Annotated in this window: 17 protein-coding genes; 7 read left to right on the forward strand and 10 right to left on the reverse strand. The window is 44.1% G+C overall.

Annotation, left to right across the window (positions count from 1 at the left end; all coding sequences use genetic code 11):
* Positions 1-212 precede the first annotated feature (212 nt).
* From ACM0OZ_RS24965 to ACM0OZ_RS24975, 3 genes are all read right to left on the reverse strand, one after another.
* Positions 213-860 (reverse strand): hypothetical protein, encoded by a 648-nt coding sequence (locus ACM0OZ_RS24965; protein WP_414585519.1) that lies wholly within the window; start codon positions 858-860, stop codon positions 213-215.
* 149 nt (positions 861-1,009) lie between these two features.
* A complete protein-coding gene (locus tag ACM0OZ_RS24970; protein ID WP_414585520.1) occupies positions 1,010-2,593 on the reverse strand; it encodes a CHAT domain-containing protein in 1,584 nt (527 codons plus the stop codon).
* A 181-nt stretch (positions 2,594-2,774) separates the two neighbouring features.
* The gene (locus ACM0OZ_RS24975) at positions 2,775-5,108 is read right to left on the reverse strand and encodes a protein phosphatase 2C domain-containing protein (protein WP_414585521.1); all 2,334 of its coding nucleotides are present in this window, start codon (positions 5,106-5,108) and stop codon (positions 2,775-2,777) included.
* A 792-nt stretch (positions 5,109-5,900) separates the two neighbouring features.
* On the opposite strand from ACM0OZ_RS24975, the gene ACM0OZ_RS24980 reads away from it, so the two are divergent.
* Positions 5,901-6,173 carry a hypothetical protein gene (locus ACM0OZ_RS24980; RefSeq protein ID WP_414585522.1) on the forward strand — a complete coding sequence of 91 codons (273 nt, stop codon included), beginning with the start codon at positions 5,901-5,903 and terminating at the stop codon, positions 6,171-6,173.
* 1,279 nt (positions 6,174-7,452) lie between these two features.
* Here the strand turns inward: ACM0OZ_RS24980 and ACM0OZ_RS24985 are convergent.
* Positions 7,453-7,839, reverse strand: a complete 387-nt coding sequence (locus ACM0OZ_RS24985; RefSeq protein ID WP_414585523.1) for an NAD(P)H-quinone oxidoreductase subunit M — start codon at positions 7,837-7,839, stop codon at positions 7,453-7,455.
* A 53-nt stretch (positions 7,840-7,892) separates the two neighbouring features.
* Positions 7,893-8,438 carry a 3-isopropylmalate dehydratase gene (locus ACM0OZ_RS24990; protein WP_414585524.1) on the reverse strand — a complete coding sequence of 182 codons (546 nt, stop codon included), beginning with the start codon at positions 8,436-8,438 and terminating at the stop codon, positions 7,893-7,895.
* A gap of 473 nt (positions 8,439-8,911) precedes the next feature.
* Between ACM0OZ_RS24990 and ACM0OZ_RS24995 the strand changes: the two genes are divergently transcribed.
* Complete coding sequence (locus tag ACM0OZ_RS24995) at positions 8,912-9,193, forward strand: Npun_R1517 family heterocyst differentiation transcriptional regulator (RefSeq protein WP_414585525.1); 282 nt, start codon at positions 8,912-8,914, stop codon at positions 9,191-9,193.
* Positions 9,194-10,040: 847 nt separating this feature from the next.
* Here the strand turns inward: ACM0OZ_RS24995 and ACM0OZ_RS25000 are convergent.
* From ACM0OZ_RS25000 to ctpB, 3 genes are all read right to left on the reverse strand, one after another.
* Entirely contained in the window at positions 10,041-10,736 is a 696-nt protein-coding gene (locus tag ACM0OZ_RS25000) for a response regulator transcription factor (RefSeq protein ID WP_041040594.1), read from the reverse strand.
* Between the two features lie 53 nt (positions 10,737-10,789).
* A complete protein-coding gene (locus ACM0OZ_RS25005) occupies positions 10,790-11,761 on the reverse strand; it encodes a glycosyltransferase (protein WP_414585526.1) in 972 nt (323 codons plus the stop codon).
* A gap of 159 nt (positions 11,762-11,920) precedes the next feature.
* Positions 11,921-13,264 (reverse strand): carboxyl-terminal processing protease CtpB, encoded by a 1,344-nt coding sequence (gene ctpB, locus ACM0OZ_RS25010; protein ID WP_414585527.1) that lies wholly within the window; start codon positions 13,262-13,264, stop codon positions 11,921-11,923.
* 299 nt (positions 13,265-13,563) lie between these two features.
* Here ctpB and ACM0OZ_RS25015 point away from each other — a divergent pair, with 299 nt between their 5' ends.
* The gene (locus tag ACM0OZ_RS25015) at positions 13,564-14,265 is read left to right on the forward strand and encodes a YdcF family protein (protein WP_414585528.1); all 702 of its coding nucleotides are present in this window, start codon (positions 13,564-13,566) and stop codon (positions 14,263-14,265) included.
* Between the two features lie 17 nt (positions 14,266-14,282).
* On the opposite strand, the gene ACM0OZ_RS25020 is transcribed toward ACM0OZ_RS25015, so the two are convergent.
* The gene (locus ACM0OZ_RS25020; protein WP_414585529.1) at positions 14,283-14,903 is read right to left on the reverse strand and encodes a TetR/AcrR family transcriptional regulator; all 621 of its coding nucleotides are present in this window, start codon (positions 14,901-14,903) and stop codon (positions 14,283-14,285) included.
* 205 nt (positions 14,904-15,108) lie between these two features.
* Here ACM0OZ_RS25020 and ACM0OZ_RS25025 point away from each other — a divergent pair, with 205 nt between their 5' ends.
* The 4 genes from ACM0OZ_RS25025 (at position 15,109) to ACM0OZ_RS25040 (ending at position 17,707) form a co-directional block, all read left to right on the forward strand.
* Positions 15,109-15,432: a hypothetical protein gene (locus tag ACM0OZ_RS25025; RefSeq protein WP_414585530.1), complete on the forward strand. Its 324-nt coding sequence runs from the start codon at positions 15,109-15,111 to the stop codon at positions 15,430-15,432.
* A 37-nt stretch (positions 15,433-15,469) separates the two neighbouring features.
* Positions 15,470-15,940: a VOC family protein gene (locus ACM0OZ_RS25030; protein ID WP_414585531.1), complete on the forward strand. Its 471-nt coding sequence runs from the start codon at positions 15,470-15,472 to the stop codon at positions 15,938-15,940.
* 43 nt (positions 15,941-15,983) lie between these two features.
* Positions 15,984-16,538, forward strand: coding sequence for a VOC family protein (locus ACM0OZ_RS25035; protein ID WP_414585532.1), 555 nt, complete (start codon positions 15,984-15,986; stop codon positions 16,536-16,538).
* Positions 16,539-16,819: 281 nt separating this feature from the next.
* Complete coding sequence (locus tag ACM0OZ_RS25040) at positions 16,820-17,707, forward strand: aldo/keto reductase (protein WP_414585533.1); 888 nt, start codon at positions 16,820-16,822, stop codon at positions 17,705-17,707.
* 48 nt (positions 17,708-17,755) lie between these two features.
* On the opposite strand, the gene recJ is transcribed toward ACM0OZ_RS25040, so the two are convergent.
* Positions 17,756-20,104: a single-stranded-DNA-specific exonuclease RecJ gene (recJ, locus tag ACM0OZ_RS25045; RefSeq protein WP_414585534.1), complete on the reverse strand. Its 2,349-nt coding sequence runs from the start codon at positions 20,102-20,104 to the stop codon at positions 17,756-17,758.
* Positions 20,105-20,273 lie beyond the last annotated feature (169 nt).

A 20,273-nucleotide genomic window follows, 5' to 3' on the forward strand; every position in this document is an offset into this window, starting at 1 on the left:
GAAAAATGAGGGAGAGAAGAGGGCAAATAATTTTTATGTCTTTGGATAGATGATGGTCGTTTTGGGGCTAGCTAAGGTTAGGTTACATTGGGCATTTCTGTCTGAAGAGAGATGAAAATTTATGCATTTTGAGGTGTGCTACAAAATTGCCGCTTGGAATCAGAGCAACTTGTGGCTTCAATGAAATGAAAGCAGAAAAGAGAAAGTTGAAATTAGGCTTCATCTGGAGACTTGTTGAGCTGATTGAGGGCTTGATAAGCAACTGCTAGACTGACTTTTGCCTTTTCAACTTCTGAGAGATTTGTCCACTCACGATTTTTTACGTTTTCTACCACGGAATTTACGTTTTGCTGTTCGCCGCTTCTCATAGCGTAGGCAAAAGGACGCGCCATAACCAAAAGGTCATCTGTTTCCCAACTAGGTAAGACAGATTCAACGCACTCAACCAGTTTTTCACCCATCGATTGCCCGGAATTAAAAATCTCAGCAGCTTTTTGCGCAATAACTGTTATCCAATCTTGAGGCACAGTGGCGGCAAAACCAGCTTGTAAATTTTTTTGAAGATTCGCCACCAAAGAAGATTTTGTATTATACTTGTAGCTCTTGGAATTGAAATTATTAGACCAAAGCGTGTCTAAGCGATTGTAAAAATTTTGTGAGCGTGTTGTCAGTTCCTCATCGAGGAGATCCTCTAACTGGAACTGCTGTTCTAGTTGTGCAAAATAGTTTTCTGATTCTTCGTCTGCTGGATTCCAAGGATATGTAGCATCCTCTGGTTCCAAGAGTGCTTCTAAAAGCTCTAAATCGACTTGAGGTGGCATGGAATGAAAAGCATTTGAACCGTTAATTTTGTTAGCCATGTGTCGCTCCTGTTGAATTATTTATCGGTATTGACAGCTACAACTGCCAGAATCTCATTTCCGCAAAAAGAATGCAATTTCACCGAAAAGTGTTGGTTGACTTGGCTATGTTCAGGTGGTTTGAAAATTCATGTTTCCAATCCTTAAGCTCAAACATTATCAATGATGAACTCCCAAGGTTGACTTTTCGTACTACCAAACTTTAACTGCATACCAGATTGTAAAGGGACTTCCTGACGATGGATTTGTTGCCAACCATTAGCAAGTAAAACCCAGGTAGTACCGTAGGTGGACAAATCTTGCAGGTAATAGGTTCGCACTGGGGTAGATCCTGTCAGAGTATTGCGAGATAAGATTTCGGCATGGCGTTTGGAAACTGAAGGTTCTGGAAGCACAATATCATTGTCTGCCGTGCGACCAATGCGGGTGACACCTGGTCGCAGTGACCAAGTTCTACCTCCTGGTGAGAGCGATCGCAAACAAGCATTGGGAAGCATCGAAGCTATGCCAGGAATAGAAGTTTCTGGTAGTTCTGTAATCCCCTCATCAAAACTCTTTATAAGTTCACCATTATAGTCTGGATGCAGGTAAAGAATTGGCAATGTCCAAGCAGGTTGATTGAACCTGTAAGTTGTCAATAGCTTTTGTCTTGCTTCCGCCACCGCTTCATCAATTGGTTTGCGCGATCGCAAAGCAGCAGCAAAAGCTTGAATAAAAGTGTGGCTTTCGTGAGGTGCTATTTCATCACGCATTGCCAAAACCGCAGGCACACCTTGACGGATCAGCACTTCTGCCAAGCTGCTGTGGGGCATAGCTTGGTGTGCAATAGCAGCCGGTTGTGCTCCCCAACAAGAATTGAAAACCGCCAGTTTCACACCAGTATGAGTCAAAACTTGGGCTAATTCCATTCCGTTGAGGGTCATACCTGCTGCCAAAAACAGTAACCCTCCGTCTGGTCCTTTCTGACCGTGACCGGCGTAAAATAAGACGTTGTATGCCTTTGTTTCTAGCTGTTGAATCAACTCCTGTGGAGTGGGTTGCAGGAGTGTTGTCACCATGCAGGGTGCATAACCATTGTAACTGCTTGCTACAAGCGATCCATTGGAAAGGGTTTGTTCTAGGATAGCGGCTTCTTCTTCAAGTTGTAGCCGCTGTTGATCTTCACCCAAAACCAGCAGTATGTTTAACGCTTGCTCTGAGCGTAGATAAGGTAGGGGTTCGACTTCGCTCGTCGTACGACTAAAGAGTATGTGTTGCGACAGAGAAATGGCAGATTGACCTGGTTCGCGCTGCATAATTTCCCAAGGCAGGGCAATCAAATCCGGATCACGAATTTCTAGCAGCACGCGCAAACGCGTATGTTGACCCATAGCAATCCCGCGACTGCGTTCAAAGCTATTAAGAATTTGTCCGTCAAATACCCAATTCCACAGGCTGATGCCCAAGTATTGCATCAGACGGCTGCTGTAACTGGTCGTTTGACCAGAAGTTGGGACAACAAAATCCAGAGGTAGAGGATTTGCCGCTTTGGGCGTTGCTTTTGGGGAAATCTCCAAGCGGCTGTGTTCGGCAAACATTTGCTGCCACTCAAGCCAAGCTTGAGACAGATGTGGAAGCCACACGCAATCACGCAAAACATAGCCACTGGGATAGGGAGCGTTCACCACCCAAATGGCGAAACTGTCAGTGCCGGTGTTCACGAGACGCGCGATCGCCAGGTTAAGGGATGGCATGGATTCGTTAATCTAAAAGGTAAAATTAAATATCAAATAACAATTTTAAAAGACAAAAATTTTCGCCTTTAAACTTTTTTATTTAAAGTTATCACCTGTAATATTTCAGTCTTCTACCAGTTTATCGAGTTTTTGACGCTATGCTGCTCTTCGACTAGCAGGTGTCACCTATTTTAATACCTCACTGTTTGGGCACGGCTGGCTTAGGCTCAGTTGCTGATTCTTCAACAGTCGGGAGAGAAGCATCTTGCGGCTGACATAGGCTTACCACTTCTGGTTTAGCATTGGGGAAATTGAACGATTTGAGTTTGGAGAATAAAATTCTGACTTCGTCCCCTGGGGTGAGCAAAGGTTTTTTGGCAACAGAAGTTGATTGTGAGTTTGATGGGCTTGCTTTGGCAACAATTGAGCAGACTCGCAAATAGACCCAAGTGTCTTTGTCTGTTTTTTGCGTCTTGAAAATTTGCAAAACACTACCGTTTGGGGCAATAGCTTGGGTTGGGGATCCGCTCGTCCTCATGAATTCTATTTCGCTGTTAGTCTGAATCACCCCTTTGGCATTCACACTGGAATTGCCCGAACTGCCTTGAGAACCACTTGTCACCGCTGGTGGTAATGGTGCGGCATCCGTAGGATTTGCCACCGGTGAAGATTGAGGTATTTTCGGCATAGCAAGCAATCCCTGTAGCCACAAGTATCCTACTATACCACTTGCTAAAAACAGCAGCAGAATAACCATCAACTGTAGCGGTACTTTTATACCTTTAGCAGGCTTGTTTGTTGAGATGACGTGAGTTTTCTGGTTTTGGCTGTACTCTGGTGTGAGTGCTGTTCTTAGCTGGCTTTGCGGGGCTGTGGCTGCTGGTATTGTGGAGAGGTCAGCAAGCACGGTTTTGAGGCTTGATTTTGGTTCTGAGTATTTAACTTGGCAGTGTACGACAGCGATAGTCACATTATCATGTCCATTTTGATTATTCGCTATTTCCAATAATTTATCTGTTACTTTTGATACATTACCTTTTTCAGTAATAATGGGTAAAATTTCTGTTTCCCAATATTGCTCCACCCGGTCAAAGTCACTCAAACCGTCGGAACACAGCAGGAAAATACAGTCTTCGTCGAGAATAAACCGTTGTGACGTCGGATGCAATGAATTGCTAGCACTCATGCCTAACGCCTGCACCAAGGAACCGGATGCTCCCTGTTGGACGGCATCCCGGTATGTGGCATACCCTAAGCGTACCTCACGCGAGGCTACATCATCATCTAGGGTGACTTGATAGCAACCGTGGCGTGTGATCCAGTAAGCACGACTATCACCAACGTGGGCAATGTACATTTCGTGGGCAATGGGCAATGCCATCACTAGGGTAGTGCCCATGCGTTGACGCCCCTGTCGATGTTCGTTGTCGTTGCGCTGGCTGATTTTGTCGTTAGCAGCAGCTGCTGCGCTTTCTAAGTCCGCAAGTAGAGTTGCGGGGTCTGTGTGCTCAGAGAACGCTTTTGTCAGGTCCTGCAGCTGCTGCTGGATGGTTTCAATCGCTAAATTGGATGCAACATTGCCTCCCTCGTGTCCGCCAATGCCGTCACATACAATAGCCAGGGCTGTCGGCTGAGGAGGTTTGCTGATAACGCTGCCACTAGGCGGATAACAAGCATCTTCATTACGTTGGCGGCTCGGTCCGGTATCACTCTTGGTGGCAATTTTGATGACTGGTGTTTGGTGTTGACCTAATTGTGCCAATCCTCTATCTAGAACGGCAATAAGTTGCTCACCTGATTGTATGTCTCCGGCAATCAGAGAACGACAAATTTCACTCAAAAATTCCGCGATCGCTCCTTTGGCATTTACCTGTAACTGCTGCCAAAATTCCCCAAGTTGAGGTAAACCAGGGGAAGTTTGATTGTCATGCTGCAATTCCAGTAAACGTACTAACGGTCCTTCTACTCTGACTAACTTTGGGTTGAGTAAGCTAGAGCTTACGCCTTCACTGGAAAGAGGTTGCCACAGATGAGCTATTTGCCACAGCCAATTGAGTTGGCGCATTGATGTTGCAGAACTCCAAGCAGTGGTTAGCTCGCTCGCCAGCTCCACTTCCAACGAAGCTGTACTTTCTAGCGCTGTATTCTCTAGCACAGAAAGTGGAGGTTTTTCTAAAAGTAATATTTCTTTGCCAGAACTGCTGTCCGTCAGCGCCAGCACTCCATACACCTGCGGTACGTGCAAGCGGTAGGCAAATAGCCGCAAGTAAGGTCTGATTCCCTGTAAATGTTCTACATTTGGTGTTTGAGGTAAGAACGCAGGCTTGGTATCTAAAACAAGCCCTTTGCTGATAACCAGATAGCGATCGGCTAATAATTCTCCAGCGTTAGCCACGCTCTGCCCGTCTGCCACAGCCCAGAGGAAACGTTTGGGTAGGGGTGTGGAACATCGCAGGCAAAACTTGTGTGTCAAGGGATTTGGAGCTTGACAGAGTTCATTGGGGCAGTAGAGCGTTGGCGCATCATTTTCCATAGTCTTCGCACCGATCAGCAGATTGGCTTTGTTTTCAACAGCATTGGCAGCGGCACTGTTGACCGCTCATATCTGATATATCCAATTTTGGATCACGATTTTAACTTGCGGACGAAACTTAAGATGCTAAGAGTTTTGAAAAATTTGCTCAATGATCAAGGAGGGAGATTTTTCAGTTGGTACGCAACGCGACCCACTGGATGTACTCATACATACTTCCCGCTTGAGCAGGCATCAAGCCGCTTCCACTGTCCTTTTATCAATATGGCACGCACTAAACCACAAAGATGAGAAGGCATTGTTAAGTAACGCATACAGTCCTCTGGTTATTGCAGCTGTATCTTAAGAGAACAGATATTCAAACAAGAGCGCACTTCACCAAAAATTCATACCTCTACCTAAAATTTCAGATAACTTTGTGAAAGCTTCATCACCTCCCTTGTTCAAAGCTTGCCTGATCAGAAACTGTCTTTTCAATCACAAGTTTTTTCCTTTGTTTTATTTTTCTTGTCATGTATCTCCAGATAGGGCGCTTAGTGTGAACTAACTTTACCCTACACTTTACACTTTTGGAAAAACAAGTTATTCCATCAGAAAGAGGAGATAAGTTTACTTTTTCTCTAGTTTATATGTATGTGGGAATCAATTCAGCTTTTAGTTAAGACCCAAGGCAAGTTATAGCTAGCGCTTGCTCGTTGCTATTAAGTCTTAACGATGAACCTTATTTTAGCTTATTGATAACATCCCCACTTTAAACAGCATTTAGCACACTTAATTGTTGGTGAGACAATAATGGAAGATAACAAACAAAAAGATATTCATCGTGCTGTTAACCCTGGTGATGTCATTTCTGAAGAACCACAAGCAGTTGAAGAGAAGGCACAACAACTTGCCGTTGATTCTCCCGATATCACGGGTGATCATATTGAAGTTCCGACTTATTTTGTCGTTGACGAACCCGATGGCGAACAAAAAGCTCTACATCATGTGAAAGATGCAGAAGAAATTTCTGATGTGATTCGACAAGCACGAGTTGACGAAGAAGGAAATAGGGTTTGGTGGTAGATATTTAGCGGTCAGCAGTCAGCAATGAGCTTTTAGAATTAGCTTTCAGGTACATCACTGCTGACCGTTTTCTATTGAGCCAATCTATCAGGTTTCTCTCGTTGAATAGTTATGAATTCTGCATGATAAAATACTCTTGGAGTACGACTAACAAAATTTGCATCATTGTTGTTAATCAATAGCAGTCTTCTGCTATTTATCTGTAATAGTTATAAATCTTTGTAATAATTATAAATTTTATAGACAAATATTACATTTAGTGAACGCCACTGTTTTTTCAACTCATCCGTCGGCATAAATATGGCGGATGAGCGCGTGGATAGTTGACTAAAATTCCTGTCAAGGTTGAACGGTCAATAGTCAACAAAGTTGGGGCGTTTTTCATCTAAATTCGATTTTTAAGTTCACAAAATTTAACGAAATTCATATCTTGCGCCTCCTCGCTTGTATGCTTTGGCGTTGGGGGGTGGGGTGCATCGCAATCAATAAACCAAATCAATAAACCAATGCCAAGCAATTTCAAAACAGGAGTAGGAACCAGAAGTTCACCCTTTTATTCCATATAAAGCAAAAATGGACTAAAAAGGTATTGGTACTCAAGACAGCAGGTCCTTCCTTTGTTGGGTAGCGTCGGACTGATTGACGATAACTAGGAAAAGAAAGGCAGGCTGCAGTAACAGCAGACCGGCCAGTCAACCCCTTCGCTTGTTTTGACGGGGGCTTGAATAATTAGCTCTGGTTTCTTTTCCTCTCCATGACTGAAGTTGGGGGCTTGTATCCCTTTCTTGTTCGGTCATTTTGAGAGTTTAAGCATTGGAACTGACAATTTAGACAAAGAAGAAACAAGAGAGAAGATAGAACAATTTCTTCATTCTTACTCTTGAACGCCAGTCGCCTAGAGAGGAAAAGCCCTTCTCAGTAACGCAGACGCTACGCGTGGTTCGCTCCGCAGGAGGCACGCCAGTCGCTGTGAGTTCACCGAAACCAACGCCAGTCACCTAGGTTGGGAGACCCTTATGCCTTCGGCACACCTATGGCTGACGCCACGGCTGAGTGCTGAGTCCTTCGGACACGCGCAAGGGACGCACACGCTCTTGCAACGCCGAACGGTGAACGGCAGTCGCCCCTTCGGGGTTCGTCAGTCGCTCATGGGGGAAACCCCCTGTTCTGCGCGCTGACTCACCTAGGTCGGAAAACCCTACTAAGAGCGCTGCCTCACTGCATGGCTCTAGCTCCTCCTGCAGCGCGTTTACTCACCGTCATTCGCGCTGGGGCATCTTCATTCTTTACTCATAATTCCATAAGTCTCTTGATTTTCGTCGGATGCAACTTGAGGAAGTCCCATGCTGTAGTTAGTGACGCGTGCGGAGAGATTGTAGCTAATTTCGCCTTTGTGCAGGAGTCCTCGCACAAAATGCTCCAGATCAGAGCCAATGCGGCGTAAGTTATAATCGGTCAGGTCTGCGCCGCTATATGCTTCTACCTGTTCATCAAACTTGTGATAAACCTTTTGTAGAGCATCTTCATCCCAGTTGAATTCGTTGTCTGGGTCAATATCCAAGGTTAAAACTTGACTACTGGGAACTAGCTCTCCATCCCGGTCTATTTCAGCGGCAAAAATCCGTATGTGCCGGGTTGTCGACTTAAGCAGCATCGGGTTGTCCATAGGCGGTTCGATAAATGGGTTAATCGCGCTCTCAATTATTGTAGACCCAATCCCTAACGAGAAGGAATCATGCCTGTCTGACGAGCATAGGCAAAAATGCCACCTGCATCAATCACCGGTCCAACTTCTCCTAAAGGTTTGAGGTTATATATCTGACCAAGAGTATGGTTGATCAATTGATTGCTTTCAAAATCTATTGACACCTCTTGACCAGTCTCAAAATGGTCACACAGCCTTTCGACTGACTCCCAAGGATAAAGTTCTCCTGTGGCAGCGCAATTGCGGAAGAAGATGCGAGCATAAGACTGGGCAACGACTGCTTTAACGCCCGACGCACCCAAAGCTATGGGGGCGTGTTCGCGTGAGGAACCGCAGCCAAAGTTTTCTCCTGCCACAATGATAGGGTAGGCTGTTTTCATTTCCCCAGAGACTATAAATTTGCCGTAGCGGTCGGGTAAACCAGCTAAAGCATAACTTCCAAGCTTTTCGTACTCATCCGCTTTGGAAGGAACTAAGGTGAGATATTCGGCTGGAATGATTTGATCGGTGTCTATATTGTCATCAAGAACAAAAATCTTACCCCTAATTACTTTGGTCATTGAGGTCTCCTGCCTTTTTAAATGAATAAATTGTACATTTAGTAATTTTACGGAATTGTGGTACAGCAATGCCTGGCTATCATTAGATAGAAAATCTTCAGCGGATTTACTTACGTACTACCACCAGTTTTTTAGTAAAAACTCAAACTGTTATTGACGTTTAGATAAAGTTGATGTAAAAACCTTTAAAAAGCTCGAACAACTTCTTACAGAAACTTTATTCTATGGAATCTTAAAAACTGAATAATAGTTATGGTTTACTTGAACCAGACCTATTGCACTGAACCAACAGAAGCTAGACGATAAAGCCAAGCATGAAAAGACACGGGAGAGTAAAATGCAATTAAATTGATTGTTGACAAACAGGAATTGTTAATTCAAAAACTGTGAGAGTCGAAAAGATATAAAGAATTCTTGCTTGAAAGATAGTTCCTCAACCAAATTACCACCTAGTACAAGGAAGCCAAAATACTATGAACTTTGAAGCATTACCACGGCAGGTGAATAGTGTCGATGTAGGTGTTTATGAGTGCGAAATACATCTAAAATTCCGGTTGATAGAGGAAAAAAGTCTGTTGAGCGATCGCGACCAACTTTTGCAGGTACTGCTAGACGCTTTGACCGAGGGGTCTGACGACTTTTTAGAGACTTTACAAGCGAGTGTTAAGGCGCAAGAAGTTTCTGAGTTAAAAGCATCACCGCAAATGAGACGTCAGCTCATGCGCTTACGCAACTCAGCTGAAGTTAGTCAATAGTTAAAATTGTTGTCACCCTAGCAGTGGCAAAGAGTGTGTCGAGCATAGAGTATCAGATTTAGTGTTCGTTTGCCGATTTGGTGATTTGTTCTAATAATGACTTGGCTTGCTTAACTAACCGAACCATAGCGCTGGGGCTTGCATTAGTCCTTAGCATTACCCAAACAAATGGGTGCCTACTAAATGTTGCATTTATGCCTTGCTTCTAAGCGGGGTTTATTGACACTCAAACAAAAATCTAGAGAAATCTTGTGTTTAACTGGTTAATACAGTAATCTAGAAATAAGTTTTTATTACCAAAACAGTTTTACAAGGTGAATTTGTAAGGTAACAAACTTTGTTTACTGTATCAAAAGTGATTCCCTATTGATTGAGGAAATCGAAAAATTCCCGTTTCTCCCTGTAGTACGTTGACTGCTGTGAACAAAAATAACTGAAATGTTAGGCAAAATATTATCTATAGACTTCACCAGAAAATTTTGAGCGGTCATTGCTCTATCCACATTATTCCTCGTCAAATTGAAGGAGCTTGAATAAGACCGAAATTTTTTTGGTAGACTTGGACGTATACTTCCACGAGGCTGAGTAAGTTCAGCAAAAACAGAGAGCGTCAGCGTAGACAGTAAATTTTGCCATTTTTGAATCACTTAAGTATGGTTAGCTAACCCTGAACTGATTCCGTGGAAATGTTGAGCTTCGTCTGTCAGGGTAGCAGTGGGAAAAACTAGACATCAAAGTCGTTATAGGTGATCCGAGACCTTAAACAAGAAAATAGAAAGAAGAACAAAATAGAAAGGTACAAGGCACAAGCAAAGCGATGATTCACTTGTGCCTTATTTGTTCATAACTACTTTGCTAGACCGTGTTCTAAAGCAAAGCGAACTAACTCTGTACGGCTATTGGTACCCGTTTTACTGAACAAACGGCTGACATACTTTTCTACATTACGAACGCTTGTCTCTAAACGACGAGCGATTTCTTTATTCATCAACCCCTCAGCCACCAAGTTTAAAACACTTTGTTCTCTGGGCGTCAAGTCAATCGCAAACGGCGCTGGAGATTGATTTATTGCATTTTTTTGAGTTAACAAAGCTTTAATTTGGGCAATCTGATTCGCGAGTTCAGTAATATCTGGCGCTTCACCTTCTTCAGTTGGCGCTGGAGTTCTAGCGGCGCGGCGTTCGAGTAAATTTCCCACAACAGCCACCAGTTCATCTGGATCGAAGGGCTTGGGTATATAGGCATCAACACCAGCTTGATAACCTTGGATGCGATCAGTCGTCATGCCCTTTGCAGTGAGAAATATCACTGGTAGCGATCGGAAGCGGGGATCGTCTCGCAGTTGCTTGAGGAACTGGTAGCCATCCACCTGTGGCATCATAATATCAGAAATCACTAAGTCTGGTGTGTTTTGCTGCACCAACTCCCACCCCTCTCGGGCGTTACTGGCAACTTGAACGCTAAAACCGCTTTCTTGCAAATAGTCTTTTACGGCTTCACGCAATCCCGGCTCATCATCTACCAGTAACAATTGTGCTGCCATTTACCGTTTCCCTTTGCGCGACTTTTCTCCAATTTAGCGAACTTGAGTGACACTCAGCACAGCCATTCAATTATTTTGGCGTTCTCTGGCAATTTGGCTTCGCGTTGCCCAGCAGTACGCGCCCGAGCATTGTACAATCCGATAGGGGTACTCAATAAATCTACAAGGCTGGCTTTACCTGCTAATGCTTTGACACTGTCCCTTGGCAATTCCTTCAACACCCAGCGTCCTAAGCGGTAGAAGCATTCGGTGAGCGTAGTGTCGCGCATCAAATCCACACCGTGGAGTTCATGCAAATAGCGATTTGAGCGCCCGTAGCGCCGCCATTGACTTTCTAGTTCTTTGAGTGTGGCGCGGTGGCGGTGCTTGACAACTGCATTAGGGGCAAATTCCAAACGTCCCATGTTTTGCTGCAAAATTCGCCAACAGATATCAGCATCCCCACCGCTGGTTAGGTAAGGACGAAACAAACCTGCTTGTTCCAAAGCTTGCCGTCGTATGGCTAAATTCGCTGTTTGACCGTAAGGACAGAAAGGATGGGCAAGAGTGTGTTTTTGCGATAGGGTGTCTTGACGGTCTGCATGTTGTTCTAGCAGTGTTTTTCCTGGTAGTGCCACAATCTCACCGGCGACAATCACCACATGTTGCTTGACAAAAGGTGCGATTAATGCATTTAACCATTCGGGCTGTGGACGACAATCTGCATCGGTAAAGGCAAGTATCTCACCAGTTGCGGCACGAATGCCAGCGTTGCGGGCGGCATAGGAGCTTTGGATTTGGTTTTCGCTCTGGGGACGAATTGTGATTTCGCTATTTTCAGCAGCTTGTTGAAGTAAGGCAAAAGTGCGATCGCCACTATTATTGTCCACCAGCAAATACTCTACCTGGTGTTTTGGGTAAGTTTGAGCCGATAGACAAGAGATTAACTCTGGTAAATCTGCCTCACCGTTATAAATAGGGACAACCACGGATACCTTTGGTAAGAAGCTGTTGGCGGTGGTTATCTCAATCGATTCATTATTCATATGTTTAAGATTTTGGATTAGGGATAGATGAATAAAAATTATGAATTATGAATTATAAATTATGAATTTTTTATGATTCAGCATTCATGATTGATAATTCCTAATTTCTGTCCAGCATTCCCAATCCAATATCTGGAAGCTCAGCTAAAATTTTAAATCTTAAAATTTTAAATCTACTGAGCTATTGCTCATCGGTTGTTGCAACGGTCGATTTTGCTGAGGGGGTTGAGCAAAGTTGTTGCTAGATAGAGCTGCTAGCGCACGTGCGTATTGAGGATCATTCTGAGTTCCCAGCAAATTTTGATTTGCGGCGAGTTGACGCTGTTGTGCCTGTGTCAGTTCTAATTTGATATCTGGCGCAATTCCTTTATGATTGATATCTGTTCCCTTAGGAGTGTAGTAATGGGCAATGGTGATTGCGACGCCGGAACCATCTGGCAGTTCATGAACTGACTGTACTAAAGCTTTGCCAAAGGTTTGACCGCCAACAACGACTGCTCGGTTATTATCTTTAAGTGCGCCTGTGAGGATTTCGCTAGCACTCGCTGAATTGTTATCTACTAGTATTGCCAAGGGGCGTTTTGTAAGGGCAGTGCGATTTGCCTTGGTTTCTTCACTTCCTCCCTTACGATCCACTGTCTTGACAATTGCACCGTTATCCATCCACATCCGGGCAATTTCAATGCTCGACTGCAACAAACCGCCTGGGTTGCTACGCAGATCCAATACAAACCCATCGACTTGCTTAGCATTCAAATCGCTGATAGCTCGTCGCATTTGAGTTGCAGCATGGGCACTGAACTCACGCAGGCGGATATAACCAATGCGGCGATCGCCTTCTTGCTTCAAGCTGTAACGCACTGTTGGCACTTCAATACTTGCCCGTGTCAGATTCACATCAAAAGCACTCTGCCCATTTCTTCCTAGCCGCAAATTCAACTTAGTACCTGCTTTGCCGCGAATCAGCTTTGACGCATCTTCCACTTTCATTTGGCTCGTGGGTTTGCCGTCAATCGCCTCAATCCAATCCCCAGCTTTAATACCTGCTTTTAATGCAGGGGAATTTTCTATAGCTTCGATAATCGTGAGCTTTTTAGTTTGCTCGTTCAATTCCATCCGAATGCCAATTCCAGTGACTTCACCAGATGTTTGGTTGGTTAGAGCCTCAAACTGTTTGGGATCCATAAACCGAGTGTAAGGGTCTCCCAACTTTTCTAAGGCTTGGCGGATAGCAGTGTATGCTTCTTCACGGGAAGTGTAGTCTTTACTGAGCAGAGTCTGCCTCACTGCTAGCCAATCTTGTTTGTTAAATGAGCCATCTACATATTCACGATTCACTAGTTGCCAGACTTGGTCAAGTGTTGCTTTCGGGCTATCTTGCAGAGCTGCACGTACAGAGCGACACCAAACTGGACCAAGAGCGGACAATGTAGCGGTTGAGGCGATTGCTCCGCTAAGAAAGGCTACTTGGAGCGGCGAGTAACGTTTCGCAGATCGATTCATGTATATTAGCTGGAATAATAGTGTTGTTGACAGTGTAGCAATGTGGCTTTCCAGGAATTTATAGGTTTTTCTTCTCAACTAGACTTTTTGCATCATTTTTCCTTGATGTTTCTTGAGAATACTGCATACTCCAAGAGGCAGCTTTTTAACTCTAGCTTACTTCTCCCGCAAGCTTACTGCCACCTTGTGGCGCTTTCATCAGTGCCATCTAAGCATTCAATATTACTTTCTAAGATAGCACTTAGCTGGCTCAACTAGTGTTGCCAACTTTCGGAAAAAAAGCTTGTATTGAGTACCTTATGAAACCTAAAGTGACAAACACTCAACCCAGTTCAGTGTCAAAGCAATTGCGAAGAAGGTGGCAATTTTTACAAAGATTAACTTTTGGGCTGTGTTTTGTGGTAGTTGTCTGCCTGATTGTTAACACTATAACCATTATTTCTGCATCTTCCAAACAGATAGATGCCTTTTTTGTCCTAGGTGGTAGCATTAGTCGGGAAATTTATGTTGCCGATTTGGCAAAACAATACCCGCAAACGCCTATTTTAATTTCTCGAGGTTCTCCCGACCCCTGTATTTGGCTGATTTTTCAACGGCAAGCGCCAGATTTCATGCAAAATGTTTGGTTGGAAAAGTGCGCGGATTCTACTTTTGGTAATTTTTACTACAGTATTCCCATCCTCCGCCGTTGGGGAGTACACAAGGTGAAGCTGATTACTTCCCCAACACACGTACCGCGAGCTAAATGGATGGCACAAATTCTTTTTGGTGTTCATGGTATTTGGGTGGAAACAGACATTGTTCAAGAGCAAGGTGTTCCGGGTAATCAGGAGTCTTGGCTGAAAACTGGATTAGATGTCACGCGTAGTTTGTTATGGGCAGGGTTAAGTCCGATTATTCAGCCGAAATGCGCCTATGTTATGAGATTAACAGAGGTGAATATGGACTTTTGGCAGAATCGGCGTTTCAAATGCGAACGTCAAGGTCGAATTTGGGAGTAAATTTTTCCTTACTCAAGTCAAAGTTTTGCATAACCATTCAGTCCTGGCATGACTATATTAATTAACTCATCAACAAAATCTTCAGTTAACGGTGCGTGTTTCAACAGCAGACGATAAAACAGGGGACTGTAAAGCGCGTCAATTACCGCTTCAATATCAATATCAGAGCGTAGTTCCCCGCGTTCTATACCTTTTTGAATCACCTGACTACAATCTAATCGACGTGGTGATAACCAATTAGCTCGGAACGCCGAAATGATTTCCGGGTCGGTTTGTCCTCCACCAATCAGCGTTGCAATAACTTGTCCTCGTGGAGTGTTCATTATTTTGACTAACTTGTGCATTTGCTGCTTAATATCCTCCTTTACCGAACCCGTATCGGGAAAAGAGAGTTCTGGGTTAACTGCAGCCAAAAAAGCGTCCATAACAAGACGCGCTTTGCTTGACCATCGTCGATAAATGGTTGGTTTCCCGACACCCGCACGCGCTGCAACCCCTTCAATCGTTAACTGAGCATACCCCACTTCCATCAAGAGTTCATAAGCGGCGTGCAAAATATTTTGATGAGCTTCGTCAGAGCGTGGTCGTCCTCTACCTCGCGACTGAATTGCCGTTGTTTTTCCTACTACCTTTTGCATAGCTCTCTCTCCCGATAGTTTTATTTACGCAACGTATCGTTAATACAATAATAACGACAAAACCCAGAAAGTATTAGCAGTTCTAAGTTTGACCTTGGTAAGTCACTAAAAAATTTCTTTCCCCCCTACTTGACACGCCTGATTATTTCGCCTTAAATTAATTACGAAACGTAACGTTAAAATATTTAGAGGGGGGTGAAAGATTATGCTTCAGACTCAAAAAAGGTTGCACTGGGTAAATCGCTTGATGTACATACTGAAAAAGCACCGTGTGGTCAAAACACAAAAGTACGCACGGGTAACTGGGCACAACAAACCACCTCGCTACAAAGTATTTTTACTGACTTGGTTGGCAATTTATCCTCTCATTACTGGTATCTTTCTGTTGTTTGGTAAACATCTGAGTCTTCTCCCACTACCGATACGGACACTCTTGCTCACAGGGGTACTGGTTTATTTAATGACTTATATTGTGATGCCTAGATTGATGGCATTATTTCACAATTGGCTTTATCCAAATAATAAATAGCAATAATCAGGCGATTTTAGTAGCAAAGGAGGTTGTTATGTCAGCACTTGATATTTCTAGCCGCAATGGTCTGGCTTCTATGCGTATAGACCATATCATGTTGACTGTGCCTAATTATGAAGAAACGGTGCAATGGTATCAACAAAAGCTTGATGCAACTGTTGAAAAAGAATGGACTGTAGACCAACTACCAGATTTAAAATTAGCTTATCTCAACGTCTACGGATTCCGAATTGAGATAGTTGGAAGTACTCAATCACGTTCTGGAATGCCTAATCCTTCAAATTTTGAAGAAGCTCTACGCACAACAGGTATCGGTCATTTTTGTTTTCGTGTTGATGATGTAGATGCTGCACTTAGCGAATTAAAACAACGCGGTGTGCAGACATTTGTATCAGCCGCAGATTATCCCAATATTGGTGTGCGAGTTGGTTTCATCAAAGATAACAACGGGAATGTTATCGAGTTTTCAGAACCATTGAAATTTATTGAACCAAAAACATACTAGCGCCATTGTGCCTATATTTTGATTAGCCAAAGGAATTGCAAAGATGATTAAAAATCTCTTTCATCCGGTGTCAGTAACTTTAGCGATCGCTGCTGGTCTTTCATTAACTTCCATCCAGTATTTCAAAACACCTCAAACAAGTCTACTAGCAGCAGAGCCGAGTTCCACTACTGCAATCAACTCCATCAAGGCTGACCATGTGATGCTGCGAGTTTCCAATTTTGAATCAACAATGCAGTGGTATAAAGATAAACTCGGTTTCAAAGAAGTGATTCGATGGAAAGAACCCTCTCTTCCTGGTGTTGACCTTGCTTACTTAGAACTTAACGCCTTTCGCATCGAGATTCTTGGTGGCGGTACACCCCAAAAAGCCGTTGCTACTCCAAAGACTGTCGCGGAGCATACGCAGACACAAGGCTTGCGACATTTGTGTTTCCGAGTAGACGATGTGGACGCTGTACTTGCTGAACTCAAGCGACGTGGCGTTCCAACATTCTCCCCTGCTTATGATTATCCACCGCTGCAGCGTCGTCTCGGCTTTGTTCTAGACAACAACGGTAACGTCATTGAATTTTCTGGTCCTATCAAAAAATCTTAATTCGTAGTCAGCCTTCAGTTATTAATGGACACGTGCAAGCAGCAATCATAATGATTGCTGAACGCGCCTCAGACCTGATTAAACAAGCACATGGGCTATTACCAACCCAGCAAAACTGTGAGTTGCTCTATGCGTAAGTCCGGTTTGAACTGAGGCGTTCTGTTTCTTTGGGCGTGCGTGCAGCACTTCCCGAAAAATTAAGGGTTTGGGCGATTGAGTATCCACCCAAGTTCCCTCAAATAAGTCAAGTCATTCACCAACACAAACAGCGGTAAAAGATTATGACGGACAATACTGTAAAAATTGATGCACCAATTGGTACTTTTCAAATTGGAGACGAGTTAAGGGTTAACCGTCTGGGTTACGGTGCGATGCGACTGACAGGACAGCCTGGAAATTTTGGTCCCTATTCGGATTGGGAAGGCGGTCAAAAACTCCTGTGTCGTGCGGTGAAACTGGGTATTAATTTTATCGATACAGCCGAAGCTTACGGTCCTGGTCTTAATGAAGAATTAATTGCTTCTGCACTGCATCCCTACACAAATGGTGTAGTCATTGGCACTAAAGGTGGTATCAACAAACCTGCACCGGATGACATTCGCGCCGACGGAAGACCAGAAAATTTGCGGCGCGGTTGTGAAGCCAGTTTGCAAAGGCTTAAGTTAGACCAAATTGACCTGTATCAACTGCATCGTCCTGACCCTAAAGTCCCTTTTACGGAATCAGTAGGAATGCTAGCGACTTTGAAGTCAGAAGGTAAAATTCGTCATGTAGGACTATCCAATGTCACGATCGCCCAAATTGAACAAGCGCAGCGGATAGTTCCAATTGCTTCTGTGCAAAACCGCTTTGGCATCAGCGAACGTGATAATGAAGATGTTTTGGATTACTGCACCAAACACGCGATCGCATTTATCCCCTACGGTTCACTTGGCGCACATCCCCTCAAGCAAGGCGCACCATTAGCAAACGCACAAGGGATTTTGGCTCTAATTGCCAATCGTCATGGTGTGAAACCAAATCAAATTGCTTTGGCGTGGTTGTTACATCGTGCTAAGAATATCATTTTAATTCCAGGAACGACAACAATTGCCCACCTTGAAGAAAATATTGCAGCAGCTTCAATCAAGCTGACGGAAGACGAAATCGAAGCTTTGAATCAGATGTAAACAGTTTGAATTCAGAAATAATGATGGGCATATTCAGACGATCGCTCCTTAAGCGGACGCTTGCGCCATCGCCTCAATTGTAGATAAGGGTACATCGGCGAAATACTGTTGCTGAAATTGTTCTTCCCGAACAGCAGCTAAAAATTTTTCCACAGCAGCTTCCGCCATTGGTTCAATAATCGAATGCTGAGTGAAAACCAACATACGGTCTTGGCGTGAGATTTTGAAACCCATATATTTTAAACCTCTTAACCCTAAAAGTAAGGCTTGGTCGCTGATACCCAATTTTTCCAATAACTGGACGCGGGTAACTGTCTGATTTGTACGACTGAGATATTTGGCAATTCCCACAAGAGTAAGCCAAATTTGTTCTGGTGATTTGGGGGCGGGTTTAGACCAAGCCAGCGCCAAGGGTTGTTGGTTGTGAAGCGATCGCCTCAACCAAACCCGTAAATCGTCCCAACTGGTTGGACAATCTTTAATGACAAGTGCTAAGTCCTGAGTACTGAGTCCTGAGTCTTTTTCTAATAATGGGTTGCGCCAGTCTAGTATAAGTGCTGCTTGCTGATTGTTGATTGCTGATTGCTGACGCGAACGGACGGCTATCAGTCGGATTTCATAGCGTTTTTTAAAGGTGTTGTAGTCCAGTTCAGCGATACAATCACATCTTCCTAGAGGTAACTCATCCTTATAATGTCCCCACCACACACCAGGAAAAGGGCTTCTCGTCGAATCATCCCGAATGTCAAACTCGGCTTTTATGTACTGTACCTTTTTCCCCTGCGAATCTTGTTGATTGCGATGCCAAGCATTTTCAAACCAGCAGTTTTCAATCAAAAGTTTTGGAACTGGGTTTCCCATTCCACAAGGTTCTAGTAGTTTCAGTTCCAAAAATAACTCTTTCCCCAAGTCTGCGACTGTGACAGCCAAGTCTGCTTGTACAGTTGGTGTCAAAGTTGCACCTCCCAAAGATTGGCGCAACTTTTGGTTAATCGCCTCTGTAAATAATGGAATATTTTCTACTGGGAGACTTAACCCTGCTGCATAGGGATGTCCGCCAAAACGATGTAACAAATGTGCCTGGTCTTTTACCAATTGATATAAATCGACCGAATTCACCGAACGCGCTGAACCACGGGCTAGGGATTGGGGATTAGGGATTGGTGATTGGGAAGATTCTTCCCCAGCCCCCACTCCCTCTGTACTTAACAAAATCGTCGGGCGTCCTGTCTCTTGTGCGACTTGTCCAGCGACTAACCCCAAGACGCCAACAGCCCATTGAGGGTCTTCCAAAACGATGACGCTAGTGGTTGATAAGTCCATTTTGGAGAGCTTTTGCGCGACTTGGTAAGCAACATCTTTTTGTAAAGATTTGCGACGGGTGTTTGCTAATTCTGTGACTTCTGCAAGTTCCTTGACACGCTTTTGGTCGCGGCTTGTCAGTAATTCCACGCAAAAAGAAGCATCGCCTTGAATGCGGCTGACAGCGTTAATTCGTGGACCCAAACCGAAGGAAATATCTGTGGGGCGATCGCCACTTTTCTGGCACAATTCCAACAATCGCCCGACTCCCGGACGGCGTCTTTCTCCTGGTGGTTTTTTAAAATCCTCTTGGAGTCGCCCAATTCCCAATTGTGCCAAGTAGCGACAATCTCCACTCAACTGCACTAAGTCAGCAATTAACCCAACCGCCACTAAATCTAATAAATCCTGTAGCGGTTGTTGCGGGATATTTGGCATTTGATAAAAAGCTTCCACCAACTTGTAAGCCACCGCCACCCCAGAAAGATGAAATAGCTGATGTGTTTCTGGCAAATAGCGGGGGTTAATAATTGCCGTTACGGGTGGACGTTCTGGAGGTAAAGTGTGGTGGTCTGTCACTATAACATCTATACCTAGCTGATCCGCATAAATAATTTCACTAATATTTGTACTGCCAGTATCGCAAGTCACAATTAACTGAAAACCTTGTTTTGCCAGCTTCTCAATTCCTTGACAGTTCAGCCCGTGGGATTCTGTTAGTCGATTGGGAATGTAGTAAATTAGCTGCGTGTTTTGGGTAAAAAATTGTCCCAAACCATCCCACAGGACAGCAGTAGAAGTGATACCATCAGCGTCAAAGTCTCCCCAAATGGCAACTTTTTCACCAGCGTCTCGTGCTTGTTGCAACCGTTCCACCGCCAGATGCATTTCTTGCCCAAACTCAAACGGACTTGCAGGTTGATAAGTTTTTGTATTGACAAAAGCCGCTAATTGTGGTTTTTCTCGTATTCCTCGTTGCCACAACAATTGTGCAGCAAAAAGTGCACCTGATGTGGGTGTATATTGCTTCACAGCTTGGATGAACCATTCTGGGGGTTGTTCAGTTGTCGCGAGAGTCCACTGTTGTTCTGACATTGGAGATTAAGATATCTATGAACAAAAACCGAGTTGTGAGAAATAAAACCACAGATGGACAAGGCAGTGCGTTGCGGGGGTTCCCCCCGTTGTTCGCGTAGCGTCTCCGGAGGAGATAGCAACTGCCGTACAGATGGACACAGATGAATACAAATGATTTATCTGCGTG

Source organism: Scytonema sp. PCC 10023, from assembly GCF_963920835.1.
Classification (GTDB): Bacteria; Cyanobacteriota; Cyanobacteriia; order Cyanobacteriales; family Nostocaceae; genus Kalymmatonema.